20 protein-coding genes are annotated in these 21,815 nt (G+C 35.3%); 9 read left to right on the forward strand and 11 right to left on the reverse strand.

Annotated features, from left to right (window positions below; all coding sequences use genetic code 11):
• The first annotated feature begins 72 nt into the window (after nt 1–72).
• Nucleotides 73–2,223: a catalase HPII gene (gene katE, locus FG27_RS17925; RefSeq protein WP_037321587.1), complete on the forward strand. Its 2,151-nt coding sequence runs from the start codon at nt 73–75 to the stop codon at nt 2,221–2,223.
• A gap of 165 nt (nt 2,224–2,388) precedes the next feature.
• On the opposite strand, the gene FG27_RS17930 is transcribed toward katE, so the two are convergent.
• Nucleotides 2,389–4,692, reverse strand: a complete 2,304-nt coding sequence (locus FG27_RS17930) for a penicillin-binding protein 1A (RefSeq protein WP_037321589.1) — start codon at nt 4,690–4,692, stop codon at nt 2,389–2,391.
• A gap of 912 nt (nt 4,693–5,604) precedes the next feature.
• Here FG27_RS17930 and FG27_RS17935 point away from each other — a divergent pair.
• The 5 genes from FG27_RS17935 to FG27_RS17955 all read left to right on the forward strand — a co-directional run bounded on the left by FG27_RS17935 (nt 5,605) and on the right by FG27_RS17955 (nt 9,493).
• Entirely contained in the window at nt 5,605–6,465 is an 861-nt protein-coding gene (locus FG27_RS17935) for an SdiA-regulated domain-containing protein (RefSeq protein ID WP_051935926.1), read from the forward strand.
• 9 nt (nt 6,466–6,474) lie between these two features.
• Complete coding sequence (locus FG27_RS17940) at nt 6,475–7,179, forward strand: TVP38/TMEM64 family protein (RefSeq protein WP_037321590.1); 705 nt, start codon at nt 6,475–6,477, stop codon at nt 7,177–7,179.
• Between the two features lie 216 nt (nt 7,180–7,395).
• The gene (locus tag FG27_RS17945) at nt 7,396–7,848 is read left to right on the forward strand and encodes a cold-shock protein (RefSeq protein WP_037321592.1); all 453 of its coding nucleotides are present in this window, start codon (nt 7,396–7,398) and stop codon (nt 7,846–7,848) included.
• A 126-nt stretch (nt 7,849–7,974) separates the two neighbouring features.
• On the forward strand, nt 7,975–9,276 hold the full coding sequence (locus tag FG27_RS17950) for a DEAD/DEAH box helicase (RefSeq protein ID WP_037321593.1): 1,302 nt from the start codon (nt 7,975–7,977) through the stop codon (nt 9,274–9,276).
• Between the two features lies 1 nt (nt 9,277).
• Entirely contained in the window at nt 9,278–9,493 is a 216-nt protein-coding gene (locus FG27_RS17955; RefSeq protein ID WP_037321594.1) for a VF530 family DNA-binding protein, read from the forward strand.
• On the opposite strand, the gene FG27_RS17960 is transcribed toward FG27_RS17955, so the two are convergent.
• Nucleotides 9,490–10,404: an AEC family transporter gene (locus tag FG27_RS17960; protein ID WP_037321595.1), complete on the reverse strand. Its 915-nt coding sequence runs from the start codon at nt 10,402–10,404 to the stop codon at nt 9,490–9,492. The genes FG27_RS17955 and FG27_RS17960 overlap by 4 nt on opposite strands.
• Nucleotides 10,388–11,908, reverse strand: a complete 1,521-nt coding sequence (locus FG27_RS17965) for an FAD/NAD(P)-binding protein (protein WP_037321597.1) — start codon at nt 11,906–11,908, stop codon at nt 10,388–10,390. Before FG27_RS17965 ends, FG27_RS17960 begins: the two co-directional genes overlap by 17 nt.
• 436 nt (nt 11,909–12,344) lie before the next feature.
• Here FG27_RS17965 and FG27_RS17970 point away from each other — a divergent pair, with 436 nt between their 5' ends.
• The gene (locus tag FG27_RS17970; protein ID WP_037321599.1) at nt 12,345–12,800 is read left to right on the forward strand and encodes a KTSC domain-containing protein; all 456 of its coding nucleotides are present in this window, start codon (nt 12,345–12,347) and stop codon (nt 12,798–12,800) included.
• 172 nt (nt 12,801–12,972) lie between these two features.
• Nucleotides 12,973–14,217 carry an NAD(P)/FAD-dependent oxidoreductase gene (locus FG27_RS17975; protein WP_037321601.1) on the forward strand — a complete coding sequence of 415 codons (1,245 nt, stop codon included), beginning with the start codon at nt 12,973–12,975 and terminating at the stop codon, nt 14,215–14,217.
• Between the two features lie 91 nt (nt 14,218–14,308).
• Here the strand turns inward: FG27_RS17975 and FG27_RS17980 are convergent, their stop codons facing one another.
• Nucleotides 14,309–14,821: a hypothetical protein gene (locus tag FG27_RS17980; protein ID WP_037321602.1), complete on the reverse strand. Its 513-nt coding sequence runs from the start codon at nt 14,819–14,821 to the stop codon at nt 14,309–14,311.
• Nucleotides 14,822–14,986: 165 nt separating this feature from the next.
• A complete protein-coding gene (locus tag FG27_RS17985; protein WP_051935927.1) occupies nt 14,987–15,481 on the reverse strand; it encodes a DUF4251 domain-containing protein in 495 nt (164 codons plus the stop codon).
• 231 nt (nt 15,482–15,712) lie between these two features.
• Here FG27_RS17985 and hpf point away from each other — a divergent pair, with 231 nt between their 5' ends.
• Entirely contained in the window at nt 15,713–16,018 is a 306-nt protein-coding gene (gene hpf, locus FG27_RS17990) for a ribosome hibernation-promoting factor, HPF/YfiA family (RefSeq protein ID WP_037321604.1), read from the forward strand.
• Nucleotides 16,019–16,100: 82 nt separating this feature from the next.
• On the opposite strand, the gene FG27_RS17995 is transcribed toward hpf, so the two are convergent.
• The 6 genes from FG27_RS17995 to FG27_RS18020 all read right to left on the reverse strand — a co-directional run bounded on the left by FG27_RS17995 (nt 16,101) and on the right by FG27_RS18020 (nt 21,810).
• Nucleotides 16,101–18,119, reverse strand: a complete 2,019-nt coding sequence (locus FG27_RS17995; RefSeq protein ID WP_037321606.1) for an aconitate hydratase — start codon at nt 18,117–18,119, stop codon at nt 16,101–16,103.
• Between the two features lie 263 nt (nt 18,120–18,382).
• On the reverse strand, nt 18,383–19,099 hold the full coding sequence (locus tag FG27_RS18000) for a hypothetical protein (RefSeq protein ID WP_037321608.1): 717 nt from the start codon (nt 19,097–19,099) through the stop codon (nt 18,383–18,385).
• 73 nt (nt 19,100–19,172) lie between these two features.
• Complete coding sequence (locus FG27_RS18005) at nt 19,173–19,736, reverse strand: 4'-phosphopantetheinyl transferase superfamily protein (RefSeq protein ID WP_037321610.1); 564 nt, start codon at nt 19,734–19,736, stop codon at nt 19,173–19,175.
• Nucleotides 19,733–19,987: an acyl carrier protein gene (locus FG27_RS18010; protein ID WP_037321611.1), complete on the reverse strand. Its 255-nt coding sequence runs from the start codon at nt 19,985–19,987 to the stop codon at nt 19,733–19,735. The genes FG27_RS18005 and FG27_RS18010 overlap by 4 nt, the downstream gene beginning before the upstream one ends.
• A gap of 102 nt (nt 19,988–20,089) precedes the next feature.
• Nucleotides 20,090–21,352: a beta-ketoacyl synthase gene (locus FG27_RS18015; RefSeq protein WP_037321612.1), complete on the reverse strand. Its 1,263-nt coding sequence runs from the start codon at nt 21,350–21,352 to the stop codon at nt 20,090–20,092.
• A gap of 11 nt (nt 21,353–21,363) precedes the next feature.
• Nucleotides 21,364–21,810, reverse strand: a complete 447-nt coding sequence (locus tag FG27_RS18020) for a 3-hydroxyacyl-ACP dehydratase FabZ family protein (protein ID WP_037321614.1) — start codon at nt 21,808–21,810, stop codon at nt 21,364–21,366.
• Nucleotides 21,811–21,815 lie beyond the last annotated feature (5 nt).

Here is a 21,815-nt window from a genome sequence, read left to right on the forward strand (position 1 = left end):
TAACACGCCTAAATTTCGGAAATCACATTTATTTTAGAATTTTAAAATAACCATTATAATAAAATCAGAATTATGAAAAATGAAGGCAAGAAAAAAGCTTCAGAAAACAAGAAGCTTCAGGATTTGGAAAGAAACCGTGAAGACGGTAAAGACCAGTTCTTAACCACCAATCAGGGGGTGAAAATTAATGATAATCAAAATTCTTTAAAAGCAGGAGACCGCGGGGCATCTTTATTAGAAGATTTTATTCTTCGTGAGAAAATAACTCATTTTGATCACGAAAGAATTCCAGAAAGAATTGTACACGCCAGAGGCTCTGCAGCACATGGTTATTTCCAGGTTTATGAATCTATGGCGAAATATACCAAAGCTGCATTTTTACAGGATCCTTCTAAGAAAACTCCGGTATTTACAAGATTTTCTACTGTTGCAGGCTTTAGAGGTTCTACAGATTTAGCCCGCGATGTTCGAGGATTTGCGGTTAAATTTTATACAGATGAAGGCAATTATGATCTCGTAGGAAACAATATTCCGGTATTTTTTATCCAGGATGCAATTAAATTTCCAGATCTTATACACGCAGTAAAACCAGAGCCTCATAATGAAATTCCGCAAGCTGCTTCAGCCCACGATACGTTTTGGGATTTTGTATCGCTAATGCCCGAGTCCATGCATATGATTATGTGGGCAATGTCAGATCGAGCAATCCCAAGAAGCTTAAGAATGATGGAAGGTTTTGGAATTCATACTTTTCGGTTTGTAAATAAGGAAAGAAAAGGAACTTTTGTAAAGTTTCACTGGAAACCACTTTTAGGAACTCACGGCGTAGCCTGGGATGAAGCGCAAAAAATTTCAGGAAACGATCCAGATTTCCATAGAAGAGATTTATGGGATGCTATTGAAAATGGCCAATTTCCAGAGTGGGAGTTGGGCGTACAGTTAATTCCTGAAGAGGATGAGCATAAATTTGATTTTGATCTTCTAGATGCTACAAAATTAGTTCCTGAAGAACTGGTGCCGGTTAAGAAAATTGGTAAAATGGTTTTAAACCGAAATCCCGATAACTTCTTTGCAGAAACCGAACAGGTAGCTTTTCATCCCGGCCATATTGTACCCGGAATTGATTTTACCAACGATCCTTTATTGCAGGGAAGATTGTTCTCTTATACCGATACTCAATTGAAACGTCTCGGAGGACCAAACTTTCACGAGATCCCTATTAATCGTCCTATAGCGCCAATGCATAATAATCAGCGTGATGGGCATATGCGCCAGGAAATTAATAAAGGACAAACAAGTTATCAGCCTAATTCTTTAAGGGGCGGTTGTCCTTTTCAGGCTAAAATAGCAGAAGGTGGTTTTGATAGTTATCCTGAAAAAGTAGATGCTAAAAAAGTACGTGAACGCAGTGCAAGTTTCAAAGATCATTTTAGTCAGGCTACTTTATTTTTTAACAGTCAAACTAAGGTGGAGCAGCAACATATTATTGACGCCCTTAGTTTTGAACTTGGCAAAGTTGGTGTTTCAGAAGTTCAGGAGAGAGTACTCGGCCTACTAAACGAAGTTAGTAAAGAACTGACTAAAGAAGTTGCTTCTAATTTAGGGATGAAAGTTCCTAAAAAGAACAAACAATTAAATCACGGAGTTCCCGCAGATTTCGATCCTAAACGCTACGAACCTACTAAAAGCAATCCTTCATTAGAAAAAGATCCCGCTTTGAGCATGATGCATAAAGGCTTCGGAAATATCGCAACCCGCCAGGTAGCATTTTTATGTGCTGATGGGGTAGATGATAAATCGGTTGCCGAGATGAAGAAAGCTTTAGATAAAGAAGGGGCTATGGTTAAGATCCTTGGGCCAAATTCAACAGAAGTGAAAACTGCTGATGGGAAATCTTTAAAAGTAGATGAAGCTTTTAGAACAACAGCTTCTGTGGTTTTTGATGCCTTTTATGTTCCTTCTGGAGATAAAGCGCATAAAGCGCTAAAAGAGATTCCAAAGGCAATTCACTTTTTAAATGAAGCTTATAAACATTGCAAACCAATTGCAGCAGGGCAGGAAAAGGGATTACTGGAGGAAACTTATTTCTGGAAAAACCTGGATATGAAAAATCTTGAAGAAGATGGAGTAATTGTGGGGAAAGGTAAATCTTCCAAATTTATTGAAGCCATAGGAAAACACCGTTTCTGGAAAAGGGAAGAAAAGGATAGTATTCCTGCTTAAAATATTTATAAAGTCACAGCTTTTATAAATATTGAGACTGTTTGAAAAGTTTTATAAGTCGTTATTCTGAATTTATTTCAGAATCTAAGATTTTATAATCTAAACAAGTTATAAGCTGAAACAAGCTCAGCTTGACGGAATTAGACTTTTCAAACAGTCTCTTTTTTAATTTTTATCTTTCCCGCCAAAAAGGCGTTTAAAGAAACCTTTTTTCTTCTTTTTATCTTCTTGTTCCGGTTCTTCAGCTTTCTCTTGATCACTACCTCCAAATAGTCGTTTAAAGAAACCGTCTCGTTTTTCGGGATCGCAATCCATCATTTCTTTTATTTCAGAAGACACAGGGCTGAACCTGGCTTGAGTTAATTCATTAAATTCAGAATCGCTATTCATTTTTTGCATTAATTTTGCAAAAACCGGTAAGGCAGAATTCGCCCCCTGCCCAATCCCGGTGTTTCTAAATCCAATCCTGTGATCGTCAGATCCAACCCATGTCACAGCCAGTAGGTTAGGGGTAATTCCCACAAACCAACCGTCTTTATTATTTTGGGTCGTTCCGGTTTTACCGGCAATATCATTGCGCAATCCGTAAGTAGTTCTTAACCGGGTAGCGGTTCCTTCGTTTACCGTGGCTTTCATCATTTCTATCATGATTTTCCGGTTTGTTTCAGAAATACTGCGGTTTACTGAAATTTCAGGTTTAAATTCGGCTAAAACATTTCCTTCCCCATCTTCAATTTTAGAAATATAAAAAGCCTGGCTGGTGTTACCATTATTTACAAAAGGGGTATAAGCTTCGGTTAACTCGGTTAAACTCAAAGAAGCAGTGCCTAAAGCTATGGAAGGTACTTTAGGTAAATCTGATGTGATTCCCATTCGTTGTGCCTGTTCAATTACCTTTTCAATGCCGGTTTCCATCAAAACTTTTACTGCAATAGTATTCATAGACTGGCTTAAGGCTTCCTTTAAATTGTAATTCATATGAGGATCGTCTTCATCACCACCCGAATTTGAAGGAGTCCAGCCTTCGGCATAGGTAACCTCTCTTGATGAAAAATAATCACAGGGTTCAATACCATTTTCTAAAGCCGCAGTATAAACAAAAGGTTTAAAAGTAGAGCCAACCTGTCTCTTGCTCTGCGACACGTGGTCATACTGAAAATGTTCAAAATTAACTCCGCCAACCCAAGCCTGCACCGCACCTGTTTGCGGAGTTACCGCAAGCATCCCGGCATTAAGAAACTTTAGATAATGTGCAACACTATCTCTTGTACTCACATTTCTGGTTTCCGTACCTTCATAATTAAATAATTCGGTAGGGTGTTTCTGGTTTAGAATTTCCATGATTTCAGCTTCATTATGCCCTTCCTTAGCTAGGTTTTTCCAGGCTGAAGTATTTTTGAGAGCATCATTTACAATTTGCTGATTAGTTAACCATGGTGCCGCGGCTCCCCAGGCATCTTCGTGCTGTTTTTGTAAATTTTGTAGATGTTCTTTTAAAGCCGCTTCGGCTAAAGTTTGCATCTTAAAATCCAGGGTAGTATGAACACTTAATCCGTCTCGATAGATATTAAACTTTTTGCCATCTTTATTTTTAAGGGTATCTAAGATCTTACTCACGTCTTTTCTTACCTGCTCTCTAAAATATGGAGCAAGGCCTTTATCGTGACTGTAGTTTTTATAATTGAGTACTAATTCTCTTAGTTTGGCTTCCTGCACTTCTTCTTCGGTTAAATAACCATATTTCCCCATTTGCTCAAGAACAACATCTCTACGTAAGCGACTTCTTTCTGGGAAAATTCTGGGATTATAAGAATGAGAAGCTTTTAAGGTACCCACTAGAACTGCGGCTTCTTCCAGGTTGATTTCAGAAGTATGTTTTCCGAAGAATTTCATTGCGGCACTCTCAATTCCGAAAGTATTATCGCTAAAAGGAACAGTATTAAAATATAACCTGATAATATCTTCTTTTGAATAAATATCTTCCAGTCTTTTGGCAATAATTGCCTCCTGAAATTTATTAACTACAATACCAAGCGCGCCATAATCTTTTCTACCATAAATATTTTTAGCTAACTGAAGACTTATAGTACTACCCCCGCCGGCAGACTCATCCTGAAGTAGAATAGATTTAAAAACCACTCTTAAGAGACTTCGATTATCTATGCCATCGTGCTCAAAAAAGCGGGCGTCTTCGGTAGCTACCAGCGCGTTAATTAAATGAGTTGGTAGTTCTTTATAAGTGATAGGTTGCCTATCAAAAACATAGAATTTGCCAATAAGTTCCCCGTTTTTAGCCAAAACCTCTGTAGCCCTGTTCTGTTTAAGCTCTTTTAGCTCGGTAGAGGAGGGGAGCTGGCCCCAGGCGCCAAAATAAATACTGGCCATAAACAATACGAAGATCGTGAAAAGGCCTGCGAGAATTATTAAAGCCCATTTTAATTTGGGATTTCTTTTAATTTTGTTTAGCATAGTAGATTTAATTGCTACAAATAAACAAATACCATACAAACCAGATTTAAATTTTAATGATAATTTAAGTTTTTTTAGATTACAGTCTTTCAGACTACTAGTTGAGAGTATAATCTATTCTGGAAAATACAAAGCTCTAGAATAGAGATAATAAAAAACCGGCTACAGATTATGGCTGTGCCGGCTAAATTTTATCAAGTTTCATAATTTTAAGGAATTAAAGATTACTATTTAAAACATCAAATGGTACTCCTATAAAATAGTATCTTAATTTAGTTTCCCTCATCACTTTAGGGGAGAAGACTTTAAATCCTGATTATCAAGTTAACTTATTGGGCTAAGATTGAAATTCCAGTTGTTTCTGGTAAAGTTTTCCCGAAATTTACCTCGGGGCTTTTTTCCATAAACAGCGGTCTCTCTATTGCTTCCAAAATATCGGTTTATATACTCCTGTGTTTTCATGATTTTAAGTTTTAAAATAACGACGCTTAATATCCCAATTACTGCGGTTACTGATTTTTATCTGATTTAAAAATGGACGGTTGTTCTGAATAGTTTTCATAATTTCTAAGTTTTTGATGTTATTATTTTAAATAGCGTCTTTTGGTGTTCCAGCTATTTTTAGCGCTTTTCTTATCCTGGTTGAAGAAGGGACGGTTAATAGTTTCAAAGGTTTTCATAATTGTAAATTTTAAAGGTTATATCTAATAGACTGATGATAATCTTGTTTGTTACAGTACTATGCAATAAATAGTACTAAATTAACTTACCTTTAACAATTACCCCGAATTTATTAGCTTCAGAAAAGAATTTATTTAGCTAATTTTAAAATTGCGTTGTTAATAATAATCAATTATGATGGTAGACTTTAATAATAGCGCTACTTTAGAATTTCAGGAATTATAGATATCTATGAAAATGAATAAAATAGTTTTAGGGATTGTTGGTGCTGTATTTATCCTGGCCGGAATTATTTTCTGGGCTTTTAAAAATAATAGCTATTTATCTTTTGATGATGAAAACAAGACCTATACTATAGAAGAGCAATGGAATTTACCTACAATCCTTGAAGAGGTTTCAGGAATTAGTTATTTAGGCAATAATGAGATGGCTTGCGTTCAGGATGAAGAAGGCGTAATATTTATATTCAACTTAAAATCTTCTGAAATTACTGCCCGAATACCATTTGGTGAGACCGGAGATTACGAAGCATTAACAATAGTTGAGGAAACAGCATACATCGCGAGAAGTGATGGAAAGATATTTAAGGTTTCGAATTTTAGACAAGATTCTCCTACTGTAAATACTTATCAAATTTCAGGTCTGGATATTAATGAAATGGAAGGTCTGGAAGTAGATGTTAAAAACAAACGCTTACTTCTTTCGGTGAAGGAATATAATAATAGAAAGGAAACCAAAGGAATATATACTTTTGATCTTACTACTGAAACCGTTAATAAAGAAAGATATTTCACTTTAAATGGAGAAGACGAAATCTTTAAAAATCTTAGAGGTGGAAGATCTTCCCAAATTATTAGACCTTCTTCCATAAGGTTTCACCCAACCACAGGTGAATTGTATGTATTGGAGGGAAACCAGCCGAAGTTGATTATACTCGATAAAAATGGAAAAGTATCTAAAATTCATCTTTTAGATCCTGAAACTTTTCCTCAACCTGAAGGCCTTGCTTTCGACGATGAAAATCGTCTTTATATTTCTAATGAAAGCAGAAGACAGCCAGCAAATCTATTAAGAGTTAAATTACATAATTAATTAGAATTTATGCCCGATCCTGTAGAGAGTACTTCAGTAAGAAAAAGTAAAGCCCCTTTAGTAATTTCAGGAATTATAGTTGCTGCGCTTATTGCAGCCTATTTTTTTATTCCAGGTGTACAATCATTCTTCTCGGAAGCCTGGAGTGTACTAACCAGCAATGACGAAAAAAAAATATCTGACTGGGTATCAGAGTTTGGATGGATGGGTCCAACAATTCTTATTCTGGCAATGATCGCGCAGATGTTTCTTATCGTAATCCCTTCGGTAGTGCTAATGGTAGTTTCTATATTGGCTTATGGTCCTATTTTTGGGAGTCTTATAATTTTTGCAGCCATTTTCTCAGCATCTAGTGTTGGATATTTTATAGGTCGGTATTTTGGGCCTGTAATTGTGCAAAAGCTAATAGGTGCCAAAAATGCGAATAAAATAGAAGATTTTATTGATGATTATGGTTTTTGGGCTATTATTGTTACAAGAATAAATCCCTTTCTTTCTAACGATGCCATTAGTTTTGTAGGAGGAATTCTCAAAATGGGTTATTGGCGTTTTATTGGGGCAACCCTTGTGGGTATTGCCCCTTTAACAATTTTTATCGCAATTATTGGAGACAGTACCGATGGTCTAAAAACAGGATTGCTATGGGGTTCTATCGTAAGTTTAATCATTTTTGTGCTATACGTTATTTGGGATAAAAAGAAGCGCAAAAAATAAGGCAAAGTCTATTTTATAAAATTCATAAATTATTTATTCCCTTCAAATTAAGTAATTTAATTTCTATAACTTATCTTTGTAGAAGTTTAAGCAGTATCCTTATCGGGATGCTTTACCTTTCTTGAAGATTAATGGCATTACAAGCCGGTAAACTACCACAAATATCTTCAGAAAAAATTCAAGCTTACTCACTCAATTACTAATTAAAATTAATTAATGGGCAAATCGCAGCAGACATTCAGTAAAACTGAAAAAGAAAAAAAGAAAATAAAAAAGCGTAAAGAAAAAGAGGCTAAAAAGCAGGAGCGCAAAGAGAACTCTAACAAAGGCGGTAATTTTGAAGACATGATCGCTTATGTTGATGCTGATGGTAATCTAACCGATACTCCGCCAGATCCTTCTCAAAAAGTTGAAGTTGAAGCCGAAAGTATAGAAATTGGTGTTCCTAAGAAAGAGGATATGCCAGAGGAAGATCCGCAAAGAAACGGAAAGGTTTCTTTCTTTGATCATTCTAAAGGTTTTGGATTTATTATAGATTCAGAAAACAACGAAAAATATTTTGTTCACGTTACCGGATTAATCGATGAGATTGATGAAAACGACAAAGTAACTTTTGAACTGGAAAGAGGAATGAAGGGAATGAACGCCGTTCGCGTTAAACAACAATAATACTCTACTCTCATAAAAGGTTCGGTAATATAAGATTGCTGAACCTTTCTTTTTTATTACCAATCTATAGCCTAAACAGGCATATCCTTAAAAGTCTTATTTAAAGACTTTATTATTTCAAAATACATGCAAATCAAGAATTTACAGGAAATCCTAAATAAACTGGAGATTTCCCAGCTTAATGCTATGCAGCAGGAAGCTTTTAAAACTATTAGTGAAAATCCTAATACTGTTTTGTTATCTCCAACAGGATCGGGAAAAACACTGGCATTTATACTTCCGCTTTTAGAAGAATTAGATCCGGAATTAGCTGAAGTACAAGCTGTAATTTTGGTTCCCTCTAGAGAATTGGCGATTCAAATTGAACAGGTGACACGCGAGATGGGAGCTGGTTTTAAAGCAAACGCTGTTTATGGCGGCAGGGCTTTTTCCAAAGATAAAATAGAACTGCAACATCCACCCGCAATCCTTATTGGTACTCCGGGGCGAATTGCCGATCATTTTAGAAGGAATACTTTCTCCAAAAAAGAGATCAAAGCGCTTGTTTTAGATGAATTTGACAAATCTTTAGAGGTTGGGTTTGAAAATGAGATGAAGGAGATTATAGGAGAACTTACGAGCTTAAAAAAGAGAATTCTTACTTCAGCAACGCAAAATATTGATATCCCTGGGTTTGTAGGTTTGGAAAGCCCTCAACGAATAGATTATTTAAAAGGAGAACAGCCTTCTTTAGAAATTAAAACCATTCAGGTAAATCCTAAAACAAAACTTCAAAGCCTGGTTAACTTACTTTCAGAAAACGCAAAAGGCTCAGGAATTATCTTTTGTAATTTAAAAGATAGTATTGCTGAAGTGAGTGATTTTTTAAATAGAAACCGCATTGAACACGGTATTTTTTCTGGAGGAATGGAACAGAAAGATAGGGAAAGATCGCTTATAAAATTCAGGAATGGAACGCATAGAATACTTGTGGCTACAGATCTTGCTGCCCGTGGAATAGATGTGCCGGAAATTGATTTTATAATTCATTATCAATTACCTTTTAAAGCTTCAGAATTTACACATAGAAACGGACGTACGGCCAGAATGCACCAGGAGGGAACCGCTTATGTTCTTTCTGATAGAAAAACACTACCCGATTTTATTAAATCTAATGATTATAAAATCCAGGATCCAAAGGGAGATAATAATTTAGTTGAAAAAACAACTTTGTTTATTTCCGGAGGAAGAAAAGATAAAATTTCAAAAGGAGATATTGCCGGACTTTTCTTAAAACAGGGAAACCTGAAGAAAGAAGAATTGGGCCTTATAGAACTTAAACAAGATTGTGCCTTTGTTGCGGTGCCAGAGCAAAAAGCCGACGAACTTATTAGCTTGCTTAACAATTCCAGGTTGAAAAAGAAAAAGGTAAGAGTTCGTTATATTTAGTATGGAAAACAGTCAACCTAACAATCCACTTCACGGAGTAAAACTTGCCGAAATCTTAGCCTTTTTAGTAAGCCGTTTCGGCTGGGAAGAAATGGGAAAACGCATTAACATTAAATGCTTCACCCAGGATCCTTCTATAAAATCCAGCCTTAAATTTTTACGAAAAACTCCCTGGGCCCGAACCAAAGTAGAGAGTTTATACCTTGCTTCAATCTAGTTAAAAAACATTGCTAATAATGGAACTAAGACTAAAGAAAGTGCCATAGAGAGTAATACCAGTAGGGCTGATTCTTTTTCTTTAGATTCTAAAAATGAAGCGAACACCGTAAGATTTGCTGCGATGGGAAAAAGCGGAATTAAAGCCATTACCTGTCTTTCTTCAGCGCTTAATCCATCTACCAAAAAATATTCCGCTGCCATTAAAGCCGCGGTAATTACCACTGCACTAATAGCGCGAATTCCCAGTACTTTTGAATAATAATTCCAGTTAAGTTTCTTAAAATTGATATTGGTGATATTCATTCCAATAATTAACATTCCTGCTACCGAAACAATTATTCCCAGAGTATCTACAACCGGAGATACAAATTCCGGTGGTTCGTACTGCATAATTTTTAATATAACAGCAAGAATAAACACGTAGATAAATGGAACTTTAAAAACTTCAATTATAGATTTTTTAGTTCCAAATTTTGATTTTGCAACCTGTATGTATCCTATGATATTTCCGTATAGTGCGGTACCGATATAAATACAAATTAGCGTGGTTACCGCCTCTTTACCAAATAATGCCTGTACTGTTGGAATTCCGAAGAAAGCAACATTAAAAAATGAAAAACTGCTTCTCAACAGGTTTTTATTCTCCAGTTCGTGGAAATGTTTGTAGATCCAGGTGGCGGGAAAAACCATTAAAAAAGCCAATCCAAATGAAATTATTGGTAAAATAGTAAGTTTTGCTACCGAAGCTTCTAATACATGATCCACCACCAAAATTGGCATAAAAACAAACAATAATGGTTTATGTATGATCCATTTTGGAATTAGTTTCTTTTCCTTTAAAAAATACCCTATAGGAATACACAGTAAATAAGGTAGCAAACTGGAGTATAACTTAGTAAATATTTCCATGTTCCCTTACTTTAAATATTAATTCCTGTGCTACCTTGGCAATTGTTTTCACATTATACCATACGGCATTTACATCCATTAGCATCCCGTTTGCCAGGTGACCAACTGCATAAATATTTTCACCTCCTTTTGGTGAAATAGCCTGTAAAGTTCTCGCATTAATTACTGCACCACCCAGGGGATAAGCAGAAAGATATTCTCTTTTAATCAAGTTTGAAATTAATTTGCTATCCATCGCTTCTAGCGCCGTGGCGCTTCCCGTAGCGTTTATTAATTTATCTACTTTGTAAGTTTTCTCTTCATTAGTTTTTATTTCAAAGATCTTTTCTGCTTCATTAAATATTACTTTTTGGTTCTTAGGAATAATTTGTAAACTACCCTTGTCTATAAGTTCAAGGATTTTTTTTGCATTATATAAAGGCATGGCGTGACGATTTACCGCCCAATGCCGGCCTAACCATTTTCCAAAAATTTCTTTTTGCTCCCTATCCATCCAATTCCAGATTGTGGAACTATCGTAGCGTAAAGAATAAGCTAAATTTAGGAGTGTATCTCCACCTTTCTCAGCAGTGTTAATATCATATCTTAGAAATTTTTCAGCGTGTTGACCATCCCTATTTAAAGCCTTCCAGTCTATTTTATCTCTTTCGGCATTTTCAGCATCCTTGATAAAAAACCTGAATAATTCTTTCACCTTTGGCGAATGCAAGTCTTTTCTTTTTATTCTATGTATATTTTCCAGCGTTAAAAATTCCCGTTCAATTTCCTTATTTTCATCTGGCTGAACCCGTGGTAACATTCCATCTGGTGAAAATAAAGTAACCTTTCCATTGTGCTCGTTATCAACTAAGGTCATTACGGTATCTATGGCGCTCAAACTGGTCCCTAAAATACCCACATGGTCATTTTTTGAGATACCCTCTTTCAACCTGGAAGAAGGCCATGGAAAATCAAAATAACTATCGTGTTTTCTGAATTCCTTGAAGATGTTAGGTTTAGGGGTCCCCGGAGCCAACAAAATATAATTTGCAATAATTGGTTCTGAAGATTTTAAATGAACTTTAATTTCTTCATTTTTCCCTCGTTCCAAATCTATGGCTTCATCATTAATTAGTTTTACTTTAACCCCCGAATCCTTGGCTTTCTTCAAGGTTTTCTTTACTTCTTCAGAAACATAATTACCATATAAAATCCTACTGGTATAAGCAGATGAAGTGTCACTTTCGCCTTTAACGTCTTTACGCTTTTTACCACCATTTTTCTCCAACCATTTTGTAAAATGCCCCGGCTCGTTTGCATAGATTCCCATGAGATCTGCCTGAGTATTTAGTAGATGAGATTTTTGCCGGGTTCCAAATGCGAGTCCATACCCAACTTTAGGTCTGCGTTCAATAAGATGAATGCTAACTTTCTCCTGTAGTTTTTGCACGATAACTTGCAATACTATTTCTATAAGCGCTGCAGATCCACAGGCACCGCCCCCAATAATTACTATATTTTTCAATGGAATTTAAATTTCAGAAATTAAAAAAAATCAATTTAGCCATAAGAGGAGACCTGATGAAAGTTTTATTATTTATTTGACATTAGTTGAGCCTGAAATTTTGCTATTAATTATTTAAAATTAAACTTTTAACAAGTCAAATGTGGGTTACCGTAAAACTTTTTCAGAAATTCAGAATACTTTTGGACGTTTTGTGCAGCGCTATTATGAAATAAAGATTTAATAAAAACAAAATATGAAAAGCTCCTTAAAATGGTTAAAATCTAACTGACTAAAGCTACTGGTCGCGGTTCTAGCAGGCATTATTACCTACGAGCTTTTAGATTGGATCTATCTCCAGGAATTTTAATTTAAATAAATATCAATAGCATTAAAATAACCAGTTAACAATCCAATAAAAAGGAGTAATTTTGCCGCTTATTTAAAATTAAAAGTAATGAAGCGTGTAAATCAATATAAAAAACTCTTTAATGTTGAAAAAGAGATAGATCTTAAACAACTTAAAACCGCTTACCGAAACCTTGTTAAAGAATGGCATCCCGATAAATTTAGGGAAACCGATGAAAAGCACGCCGAAGCTGAAATAAAAAGCAAAGAGATTATTGACGGGTACCACTTTTTGGTTAGTATCGCACCTCAAACTATAAATGCAAATCTTGAGGAATATAATCGTACCATTAACGAAGCAGGAATTGCCGACTACCAGCATAAAGGGAATTTATTGGAAATCTCTTTTACCAACGGTACTACTTATGAGTATTTTGGAGTAAATAAAAAGCTATTTATCAAATTTATCAGTTCAGATAAGCAGGTGAGGTTTGCAAAAAGAAATATCTATAATTCATTTTTATATAGAAAATCGAAGAAAGATCTGGAGCTGGAAACTGCTTAGGTCTATCAAATTTTACGGTATATTTTAAACCCATAGCAAAAATGCTATGGGTTTTTTAATGCATAGTGTACAAAGGAATTCACCCTTAAAATCCTTATAATTCCATTAACATTTGTAAACGCATAAATCTTTTCTTAAAGCTGTATTTTTGGGAATAACCAAGATATTAACTATGGAAAAATCTGAACATAAAATAAAAATTATTGGGGCCGGTCTCAGCGGACTCATCGCTGCAAAGGTATTAGAAGATCACGGTTATGCCCCCGAAATTTATGAAGCTTCAGATAGTGTGGGAGGCCGTATCAAAACCGAGCTTGTAAAAGGTTATCAGCTTGACCACGGTTTCCAGGTTTTACTCAGTAATTATCCAAAGGCTAATCAATATCTAGATTATAAAGCGCTGGAATTACAGGAATTATTGCCTGGCGCTGTAATTTATGAAAATGGAAATTCAAAAACCATTGGAGACCCTTTAAGAGATTCATCCTTATTAATGCCTACAATCTTCTCCGGAATTGGTACATTTTCAGATAAAATTAAAATTTTAAAACTGTATGGCGATTTGAAAAAGAAATCGGTACAGGATATTTTTAAAACAAAAGAAACTACCAGCTTATCAAACCTCCAAGAGATAAGTTTTTCAGAAGAAATGATCAGGAAGTTCTTTAAACCTTTTTTTAGTGGAATATTCCTGGAACCAAACCTGGAAACTTCCAGCAGAATGTTTGAATTTGTATTCAAAATGTTTGGAGAAGGCCAGGCAGTAATCCCAAAGAGAGGAATGGGAGAAATTTCAAACCAGTTATTTAAACAATTAAAAATAACAAAAATTCATTTTAATACTCCGGTTAAGCAGGTAAAGGAAGGAGAAGTTATCTTAGAAAATGGAGAAATTATAAAAGCTAATTTTACAATAATTGCTACTGAAGCCAGTCCGCTGGTGAGTAATCTGAAAAACCAGGAAACCGAATGGAAATCCTGTCATAACTTTTATTTTGAGACTGAAAAGAGAACTATTAAAAAACCAATTATTGGATTGATTGCCGATGCAGAGGCTATAATAAATAATATTTTTTACCATACCAGCGTGGCAACTACTGAAAATGGCGGAAAGGAATTACTGTCGGTTACCGTAGTCAAAAAAACCAATCTATCTCAAGCCGATTTATTAAAAAAAGTACAGGAAGATTTAAAGAAATATTGTGGAGTAGGGGATGCTAAATTTTTAAAACATTATTTTATTAAAAAAGCTTTGCCTAAAATAAGCCCGTTGGAATATGAATTGGATCCCACCGAAACACAGCTGAACGAATCTATATTTTTGGCGGGAGATCAACTTTTAAATGCATCTCAAAATGCAGCGATACTTTCAGGAGAGCGAGCAGCTTTGGGTTTAATTCAAAGCCTGGAATCATAACACAAACATAAGTTCAATTTTTCATTTATACCATAAAAAAATGGCCGACTAAACTGAATCAGACGGCCATTCATTAAAATATTAAGATTGATTACATTTCAGCTTCTGAATCTTCTTCAGAAGTTTTCATAGCTTTATCTTTTATAGATTTATGTTGCTCCTCTATATTATCCTGTTCAGAATCAATTTCTTTCTGCTCACTCATTATACGATCATGAGTTTCCTGCATATCTGAAATTTGTGTTTTCTTCTCATCAGTAGATAGTTCACCGAAGTTTTGACCAAGCTCATTATGAGATTTAATCATTTCTTCGTGAGATGCAAGCTTAGCATCCTGATCTCTTAAAAGACCTTCAACTTCAGTTAATTTTTCAAGTTGTGTAGAATCTTCCAATTTTTCCATTCCTCTTAATTCCTGAGAAACCTGGTTGTGCGCTGTCTTTAATGTTTGTTGGCGCGAAGCTAATTGTTCGTGCATACTTATAATACTGTCATTTTCCTTAGTAAGCTCTTCTTGTTGCTTTGCAAGATCCTGATTAGCTCCGTCGTTACAACTTGTGAAACCTATAGCTACCAGGGCTAAAATCATTACATAAATTCTCATATTCTTAGTTTTTTAGTTTGTTCATCTAAATTATGAATTTATATATTGTATGATTTTAATTTGTTGTTAAATAAAAAGAACACCTAATTTAATTGCACTATAATTTATATTATGTAAAATAGAAAAAATAGGAATCTAAAGGAAATTTGGAATTCTATTTATAGACTAATCCTGTACCCTTAATTTTCTTATATCCCCCTGGTATGAAATAAATGATCTTTCTGAACTATTAACTCTGGTGGTTACATTTCCTTCAGGAAAAATATTGACGGTGAAATCTATAATTTCTGAATTCTGTTTAGTTCTAAATTTTATAATTCTTCTATTTTTATCTTCTTCAATCTCATAATTATTTAAAGGCCCCTCATAAATAAATCCTCCCTCAAGATTATAACCACCTCCTGAAAATCTTTCACCAAAAAATGGTAAAAACAAATTGACAGAATCATTTTTAAACCGAATAAAATTAGGATTATCAAGTATATTTACTCTGCCGCCACCCTGACTTGTAAGCCAATCGTGTTGTATTTCAAATTTTCCACTTTCTATTAGGGAACTTGTTCTCGCAATTTTTGCATCAGAGTTTGGTGCACTTCCGCAGCCTATAAAAAAACTTACAGATAAAGTAATTAATATGGAATAAATATGTTGAAGTTTCATCTTGACCTGGATTTAATTCTAAATTAATGACATTTTTTAAATAAAAACAGAATTTATATAGTTAATAAGATTTGTTTTTAAGAAACAATCAGCTTCCATCTTAAACCAGCTATTCAACTAAGAATTAAGTTAGTCTTTAAATATAATCTTAAACCTTTGCTAAGAATCACTTAATTCATTTGGGTACTATTGGAATTATAAGTTTCTTGTTGGTACAAAAATAAATTATTTATGGAAGCAATATATCAGTTCGTAAAACTCGATAAAAGTGAAAGTCTACAGGATTTCGCACAAAAAAAATTAGATAAGCTGGAAGTGAAATACGATTTTATCGTTAGAGCCGAGGTTTATTTTAAAAAGGAAGAAGCTCAGGACCCAGCCGGTTATATCTGTAATATCAAGCTAAGTGTACCTGGCCCTCAATTATTCGCTGAATCTAATAAAGATTCTTTTGAAGCTGCGGTGGCAGAGAGTGTAAAAGATCTTGATAGACAATTGTCCAAGAAGAAAAGCCAGATGAAGACACACTCGAATTAAGATAGTTTTTCAGCTTAATTCATAAAAAACCCTGATGTTACTAACATCAGGGTTTTTTAATTTAAATTAATGGATAAAGAATTTATTTATTTGCTTCTTCGGCATCTTTAGCCTGATCTTCACCTAATTCATTATTTTCAATACGTTCTTTAAACTCATTGATAATTCCACCTTTCAATAGAATATTTATTTGACGATCACTCATACTATGTTTGGTTTCAAAAGTAACTTTATCACCATTAGCTTTTTTGACAATCACTTTAATATTATTTCTATTTTTAATGTCTTCCCGAAGATTCTTGAAAATTATCTGATCATCCTGATCTATCTTTTCATAATCCTTAATATCAACAAATTCCAACGGAAGAATACCAAAATTTACCAGATTTTGCCAGGCTATTCTAGCATAACTATTAGCAATCACTGCTACCTGGCCTAAGTATTTGGGTGCAATAGCAGCATGTTCCCTACTCGATCCCTGAGCATAATTATCTTTGGCTACTACAATATGACCACCGTGCTCTCCTTTGGCTTTCATTGCACGATCATAAAATGTTTCATCGATAACCGTAAAGGAATACTTACTTATTTCGGGTAGGTTACTTCTAAATGGTAAAACCTCTGCTCCCGCTTTTAGAATTTCATCAGTAGAAACATTATCCCCCATTTTCAACATCACCGGAACACTATAATGATCCTGCATAGGTTCAATATATGGTAATGACTTAATATTTGGTCCTTTTTGAAGTTCTACTTTAGAGCCATCTTCTGGCGGAGCCACCAGCATATCTTCTTTAATGATCTGAAATTCTGGATATTCAAATTTTGGATACTTCATATCATATAATTTCTCCAAATCTCTTGGATCGGTAATTTTGCCTGTTAAGGCGGAAGCCGCAGCGGTTTCTGGGCTACATAAATGTACCTGGTCATCTTTAGTCCCTGATCTATCAGGGAAATTTCTTGGCATGGTACGTAAACTAATTGTACCAGATGCAGGAGCCTGTCCCATACCTATACAACCCATACAACCTGATTGGTGAAAACGCGCTCCTGATTTAATTAAATTAGCAAAAGCTCTATTCTCAATCATATTCTGAATAATTTGTCTTGAAGTTGGGTTGATATCAAAAGAAACATCACTACTAACCGATTTATCTTCAACAATTGCGCCTGCCACCCAGAAATCTCTTAATCCAGGATTTGCTGAAGATCCTATAACTACCTGGCTAATAGATTTTCCAGCAACTTCACTTACCGGTACCACATTACCAGGACTGGTTGGCAACGCGATTAATGGTACAAGATCATCTAAAATAATTTCTTCATGAAGATCATATTCACAACCTTCATCAGCTAATAATTCTCTCCAGTCATCTTCTCTCTGTTGCGATTTTAAGAATCTCTTTGTTTCCTGATCACTAGGAAAAACTGTAGTGGTAGCACCAAGTTCAGCTCCCATATTGGCGATCACGTGACGATCCATAGCGCTTAAATTCTTAAGCCCTTCACCATAATATTCTATTACTTTACCTACTCCGCCCTTAACATCGTGGCGGCGTAGCATTTCCAGAATTACATCTTTAGCACTTACCCAATCTGGTAAGTTTCCAGTAAGTTTTACACCCCAAACCTGTGGCATTTTAACAAAATAGGGCTGTCCTGCAATAGCTGCAGCTACATCAAGTCCACCGGTTCCAATGGCCAGCATTCCCAAAGATCCTGCAGCCGGAGTATGGCTATCAGATCCTACCATAGTTTTTCCTGGTTTTCCAAAACGTTCCATATGCACGGGGTGACTAACACCGTTTCCTGGTCTACTATACCAAAGACCAAACTTTTGCGCTGCCGAAAGTAAAAACAAATGGTCATCGGCATTTTTAAAATCGGTTTGTAGTAGGTTATGATCTACATATTGCACGGCAACTTCCGTCTGTGCTTTTTTCAATCCCATAGCTTCCAGCTCAAGCTGTACCAGAGTTCCGGTAGCATCCTGGAGCAATGCCTGGTCTATTTTTATTCCTATTTCCTTACCGGGAGTCATTTCTCCCTTTAGCAAATGTTCTTTAATTAATTTCTGGGTTACATTCAATTTAGACATAGTTGGTTATTTTAATCTTTAAAATATTACATTTTATAAGAATAAGCTTTGGGTTTAACAATATCTTATATCTTAGTACAATAAATGAAAACACCTAAACGCTTTAACGTAAAGGTATTAAGAATAAAAAAGCCATAAATAAAGTTTTATCTTCTATTTATGGCCTAATTAAAGAAACCGTTTGAAAAATAACCTTTGGAATATTCAGAACCTAAATTGTAAATATTCCTTGAGCCACTTTCGAAACGGCTTAATTATAATTTTTAGCTTTTACTAAGTGCAGATAAAATGTCGGTTTGTTGACCTTCTTCAATATTGAAACCTGGTTTACCCTTTCTTGGAAATAAGTAAGCAAAGTCTTCATTAAAAGCACTCCAGCTTCCTGCCAGGCCAAAATCATCATTAGATTTGTCCATTTTTGGTCTTTTAAAAGTATTTAAATCTGAATCGTATGGTGAGCCTTCTGCATCTTCCCCAGGAAATAACATTCCGTCATTTACTTCAGAGTAAATAATTACCGAAGCTCCCCCATTCCCTGGAAGATCAAATACTTTTAAACCAAAATCTTTTAAAACCCCTTTTCTTTCAAGTATATCCTTTGTTTTAAAACTGTCTTTAAAATTGTTGCGAGGATGTGCGAAAATTGGTGCTCCCCCGGCATCTTCAGAAATCGTTTTAAGATCGGCGTAGGCATCTTTTAATATAGCATCGCAGGTAATTAAAATTCCTTTTATCTTGTAACCATCGGTTAGTAGTTTCTTTATCGCAGCTTTGGTAGATTCTTCTACCACATCAATAAGTAAAATATCCTGTCTATTTATATGTCTTATGGCATATCCCTGGTTAAAAGCACCATCTTTTTCCTCACCTTTAATAATAAAGGTATCAGGAATTAATTTTAAAAATTTACCGCTTTCTCCTTTTTGAACAAATTCGGCACTTTGGCTGTGTAGCACTTCCATCTTATCAACAGTCTTCATAATCAAAATCGTTTTAAATTAGTTGTTTGAAGATACAAATAAGGCAAGGCTTTCACAATGCAGAAACCAGGTTTTAGGACAGATTTAACGAGAAAGCATAGGCCGAATAGCGGCCGTGATGTGATAGACTAAATGGAATTTGCAGATTATCACCCCCGTAAGTCAAAAACGGGATACCCTGCTTGTTTTTACTAATGTTAAGGGATTCTAACGGAATTTCAAGCTGTTCAGAAATTTTAGCCAGAAACCTGAATCTCGTATTTTCACTCTCTGAAACAAATGTGAACTCAGTATTTGCAGCGTAAGTATGAACTTTAGCTGAAGAATAAATTGAAGTGGTTTCAAAAAATTCATTCTTAAAACACACCGCTCCCCTGGCCTCATCATTATATAATTGAAATACTTTGCAACCAAATTGTTTCGGATCAAAAAAACGATTCAATTTATATTTTCGTTGAACCGATTTGTAGACCGCTTCTTTCATACTCCAAAGCAACCATAAATTAAATTCACTGTCTACAGCATTTGAAATGAATTTTTGCTCTTCAGCCGTAAATAATTTCTGAAGAAATCCTTTTCGCTGCCAATTGCTTTGTATGTTGGCTAATTTGAGATCTATAATATCATTTCCTATCACGCTGAAGCCAGTTTGCGTTGAATAATATTCCTGGCATCACCAACGGTAAGCATTCCACTCATAGAATCGTTGTCAATTTCAATATCAAACTCGTCTTCTACATCTAAAATTACATCTACCAAATTGGCTGAATTCACCTCCAGATCTTTTATGAAATCGGTTTCTTCGTTGAAATTTTCCAAACCTTCTTTACGCTGAGTATAGGGCGTAACAATCTTTTTTAGTGAATCGAGTATTTCTTTTTCTTTCATATTTTTTCTAATAATAGCAATTTAAACTTTTTGTATTTCCAAATAGATTTACATCAAGACTACCCGCGAGATTTTTAACCTTGCAGGATCTACAAACAGGCTTTATATTTTCTTAAAGATCACCACAGCATTTACATCACCAAAACCAAAACTGGCCTTTGCCAAAATAGTTATTTGTTTCTCTATAGTTTTACGAGGAATTTTTTCTTCGGAAACCAAATTAGATATTTCGGGATTTAGATCTTCACAATTAATATTTCCGAAGATAAAGTTTTTATCAATTTGAAGCACACTGGCCACACATTCTATACTGCCCGAAGCCGCCAGGCAATGTCCCGTCATTCCTTTCAACGAGTTTATATATGGAAAATCTTTACTACGTAATGCTTTTTTCCAATTTTCAATTTCCAGCGCATCTTTTGTGGTAGCTGTTAGGTGCCCGTTAATTACATCTATTTCTTCAGCTGAAACTCTTGAAAATTGAATAGCATATTCAATACATTTAATAACAGCTTTGCTATTTGCGGCAGTCATACTACCACCACCTCGCTGACCTCCGCTATTTACAGCGCCTCCCAAAACTTCAGCATAAATTTTTGCGCCTCTTGCTTTTGCAGATTCATAGTCCTCCAGCACCAATGCTCCTGCCCCACTTCCCGGAACAAAACCTGTAGCCGATTCGCTCATTGGGCGTGATGCTTTGGAAGGATCCGCATTATATTTTGAAGGTAAAATACGCATCGCATCAAAACCTCCCCAAACATAAGGGCCGCTATCGCTACAACTTCCAACTAAAATTCGTTTAGCTTTTCCGGTTGCTATTCTTTCAAAACCCATTAGTACCGCTTCTGTACCCGTGGTGCAAGCAGATGAGTTTGTAGTTACCTGGTTTCCGCACCCCAATTTTCCTCCTAAATAGGCGCTAATTCCACTCGCCATAGTTTGCATTACGCTGGTGCTTCCCAATCTTCGAGTTTTCCCCGCATCGATTAAATGAATCGCTTCCCTAAATTTATCGACCCCTAAAATTCCGGTTCCAAAAATAATTCCGCTGTCCCAATCTGGCTCTTCATTATTTTCAATTTCAAGTCCGGCGTCTTTCCAGGCATCTGTTCCAGCTATAACTCCGTAAACAATACCGCTGGAATTTAGTCCGCGAAGTTCTAAGGGAGTAAAATACTCGGCTATTTTTTCATCAGAAACCTCAGGTTTTCCGGCAATCTGGCAACTGAATTTTAATTTTTCTAATTCATCCTGAAAACTAATTCCGCTTTCTCCTTTACAAATCGCATCTTCAAAATTGGCTAAACCTATCGCATTTGGTGCAACCACTCCCATTCCTGTTACAACTACTCGTTTTTTCATAGCAGAAATTTTTAGACAGCTTCATTTTTAATCATTCCTGCAATCTTTCCGCGACAAATCAATTTGTCTGTTTTATCATACATTCTAACTTCACATTTCAATTTATTAAACCTAAAAAACAATTTTTCAGAAACAACTTTAACTGTTTCCCCGGGAAAAACCGGGAGGTAAAAATCAACTTCCGAAGAACTTAAAGCGAGTTTTATATCATTTAATTTAGTAGAATTATTATCCAGAAGAAAAATCCCCAGGCAAACCACACCAATTTGAGCCATACATTCGGTTAAAATTACCCCTGGCGTAACCGGGTTATTTTTAAAATGACCTTTATAAAAAAATGAATCTACCGGAAAAGTATAAATACCTTCTGCCGATTTTTCATTGATTTCAACCAACTCATCTACGAATAGAAATGGCTTACTGTATGGAAGTTTTTCTAGGATGTTTTTATAATTCACGCGGT

This window comes from Salegentibacter sp. Hel_I_6 (genome assembly GCF_000745315.1).
In the GTDB taxonomy this organism is placed as follows: Bacteria; Bacteroidota; Bacteroidia; order Flavobacteriales; family Flavobacteriaceae; genus Salegentibacter.

Coding starts and splice junctions, on each gene's coding strand:
- FG27_RS17970 (WP_037321599.1), top strand. CDS start 12,345: ATGAAGCGTGTAAATCAATATAAAAAACTCTTTAATGTTGAAAAAGAG.
- FG27_RS17935 (WP_051935926.1), top strand. CDS start 5,605: ATGAAAATGAATAAAATAGTTTTAGGGATTGTTGGTGCTGTATTTATC.
- FG27_RS17980 (WP_037321602.1), bottom strand. CDS start 14,821: ATGAGAATTTATGTAATGATTTTAGCCCTGGTAGCTATAGGTTTCACA.
- FG27_RS18010 (WP_037321611.1), bottom strand. CDS start 19,987: ATGAAAGAAAAAGAAATACTCGATTCACTAAAAAAGATTGTTACGCCC.
- FG27_RS17955 (WP_037321594.1), top strand. CDS start 9,278: ATGGAAAACAGTCAACCTAACAATCCACTTCACGGAGTAAAACTTGCC.
- FG27_RS17985 (WP_051935927.1), bottom strand. CDS start 15,481: ATGAAACTTCAACATATTTATTCCATATTAATTACTTTATCTGTAAGT.
- FG27_RS17930 (WP_037321589.1), bottom strand. CDS start 4,692: ATGCTAAACAAAATTAAAAGAAATCCCAAATTAAAATGGGCTTTAATA.
- FG27_RS17940 (WP_037321590.1), top strand. CDS start 6,475: ATGCCCGATCCTGTAGAGAGTACTTCAGTAAGAAAAAGTAAAGCCCCT.
- FG27_RS17995 (WP_037321606.1), bottom strand. CDS start 18,119: ATGTCTAAATTGAATGTAACCCAGAAATTAATTAAAGAACATTTGCTA.
- FG27_RS18015 (WP_037321612.1), bottom strand. CDS start 21,352: ATGAAAAAACGAGTAGTTGTAACAGGAATGGGAGTGGTTGCACCAAAT.
- hpf (WP_037321604.1), top strand. CDS start 15,713: ATGGAAGCAATATATCAGTTCGTAAAACTCGATAAAAGTGAAAGTCTA.
- katE (WP_037321587.1), top strand. CDS start 73: ATGAAAAATGAAGGCAAGAAAAAAGCTTCAGAAAACAAGAAGCTTCAG.
- FG27_RS17945 (WP_037321592.1), top strand. CDS start 7,396: ATGGGCAAATCGCAGCAGACATTCAGTAAAACTGAAAAAGAAAAAAAG.
- FG27_RS18000 (WP_037321608.1), bottom strand. CDS start 19,099: ATGAAGACTGTTGATAAGATGGAAGTGCTACACAGCCAAAGTGCCGAA.
- FG27_RS17975 (WP_037321601.1), top strand. CDS start 12,973: ATGGAAAAATCTGAACATAAAATAAAAATTATTGGGGCCGGTCTCAGC.
- FG27_RS17960 (WP_037321595.1), bottom strand. CDS start 10,404: ATGGAAATATTTACTAAGTTATACTCCAGTTTGCTACCTTATTTACTG.
- FG27_RS17950 (WP_037321593.1), top strand. CDS start 7,975: ATGCAAATCAAGAATTTACAGGAAATCCTAAATAAACTGGAGATTTCC.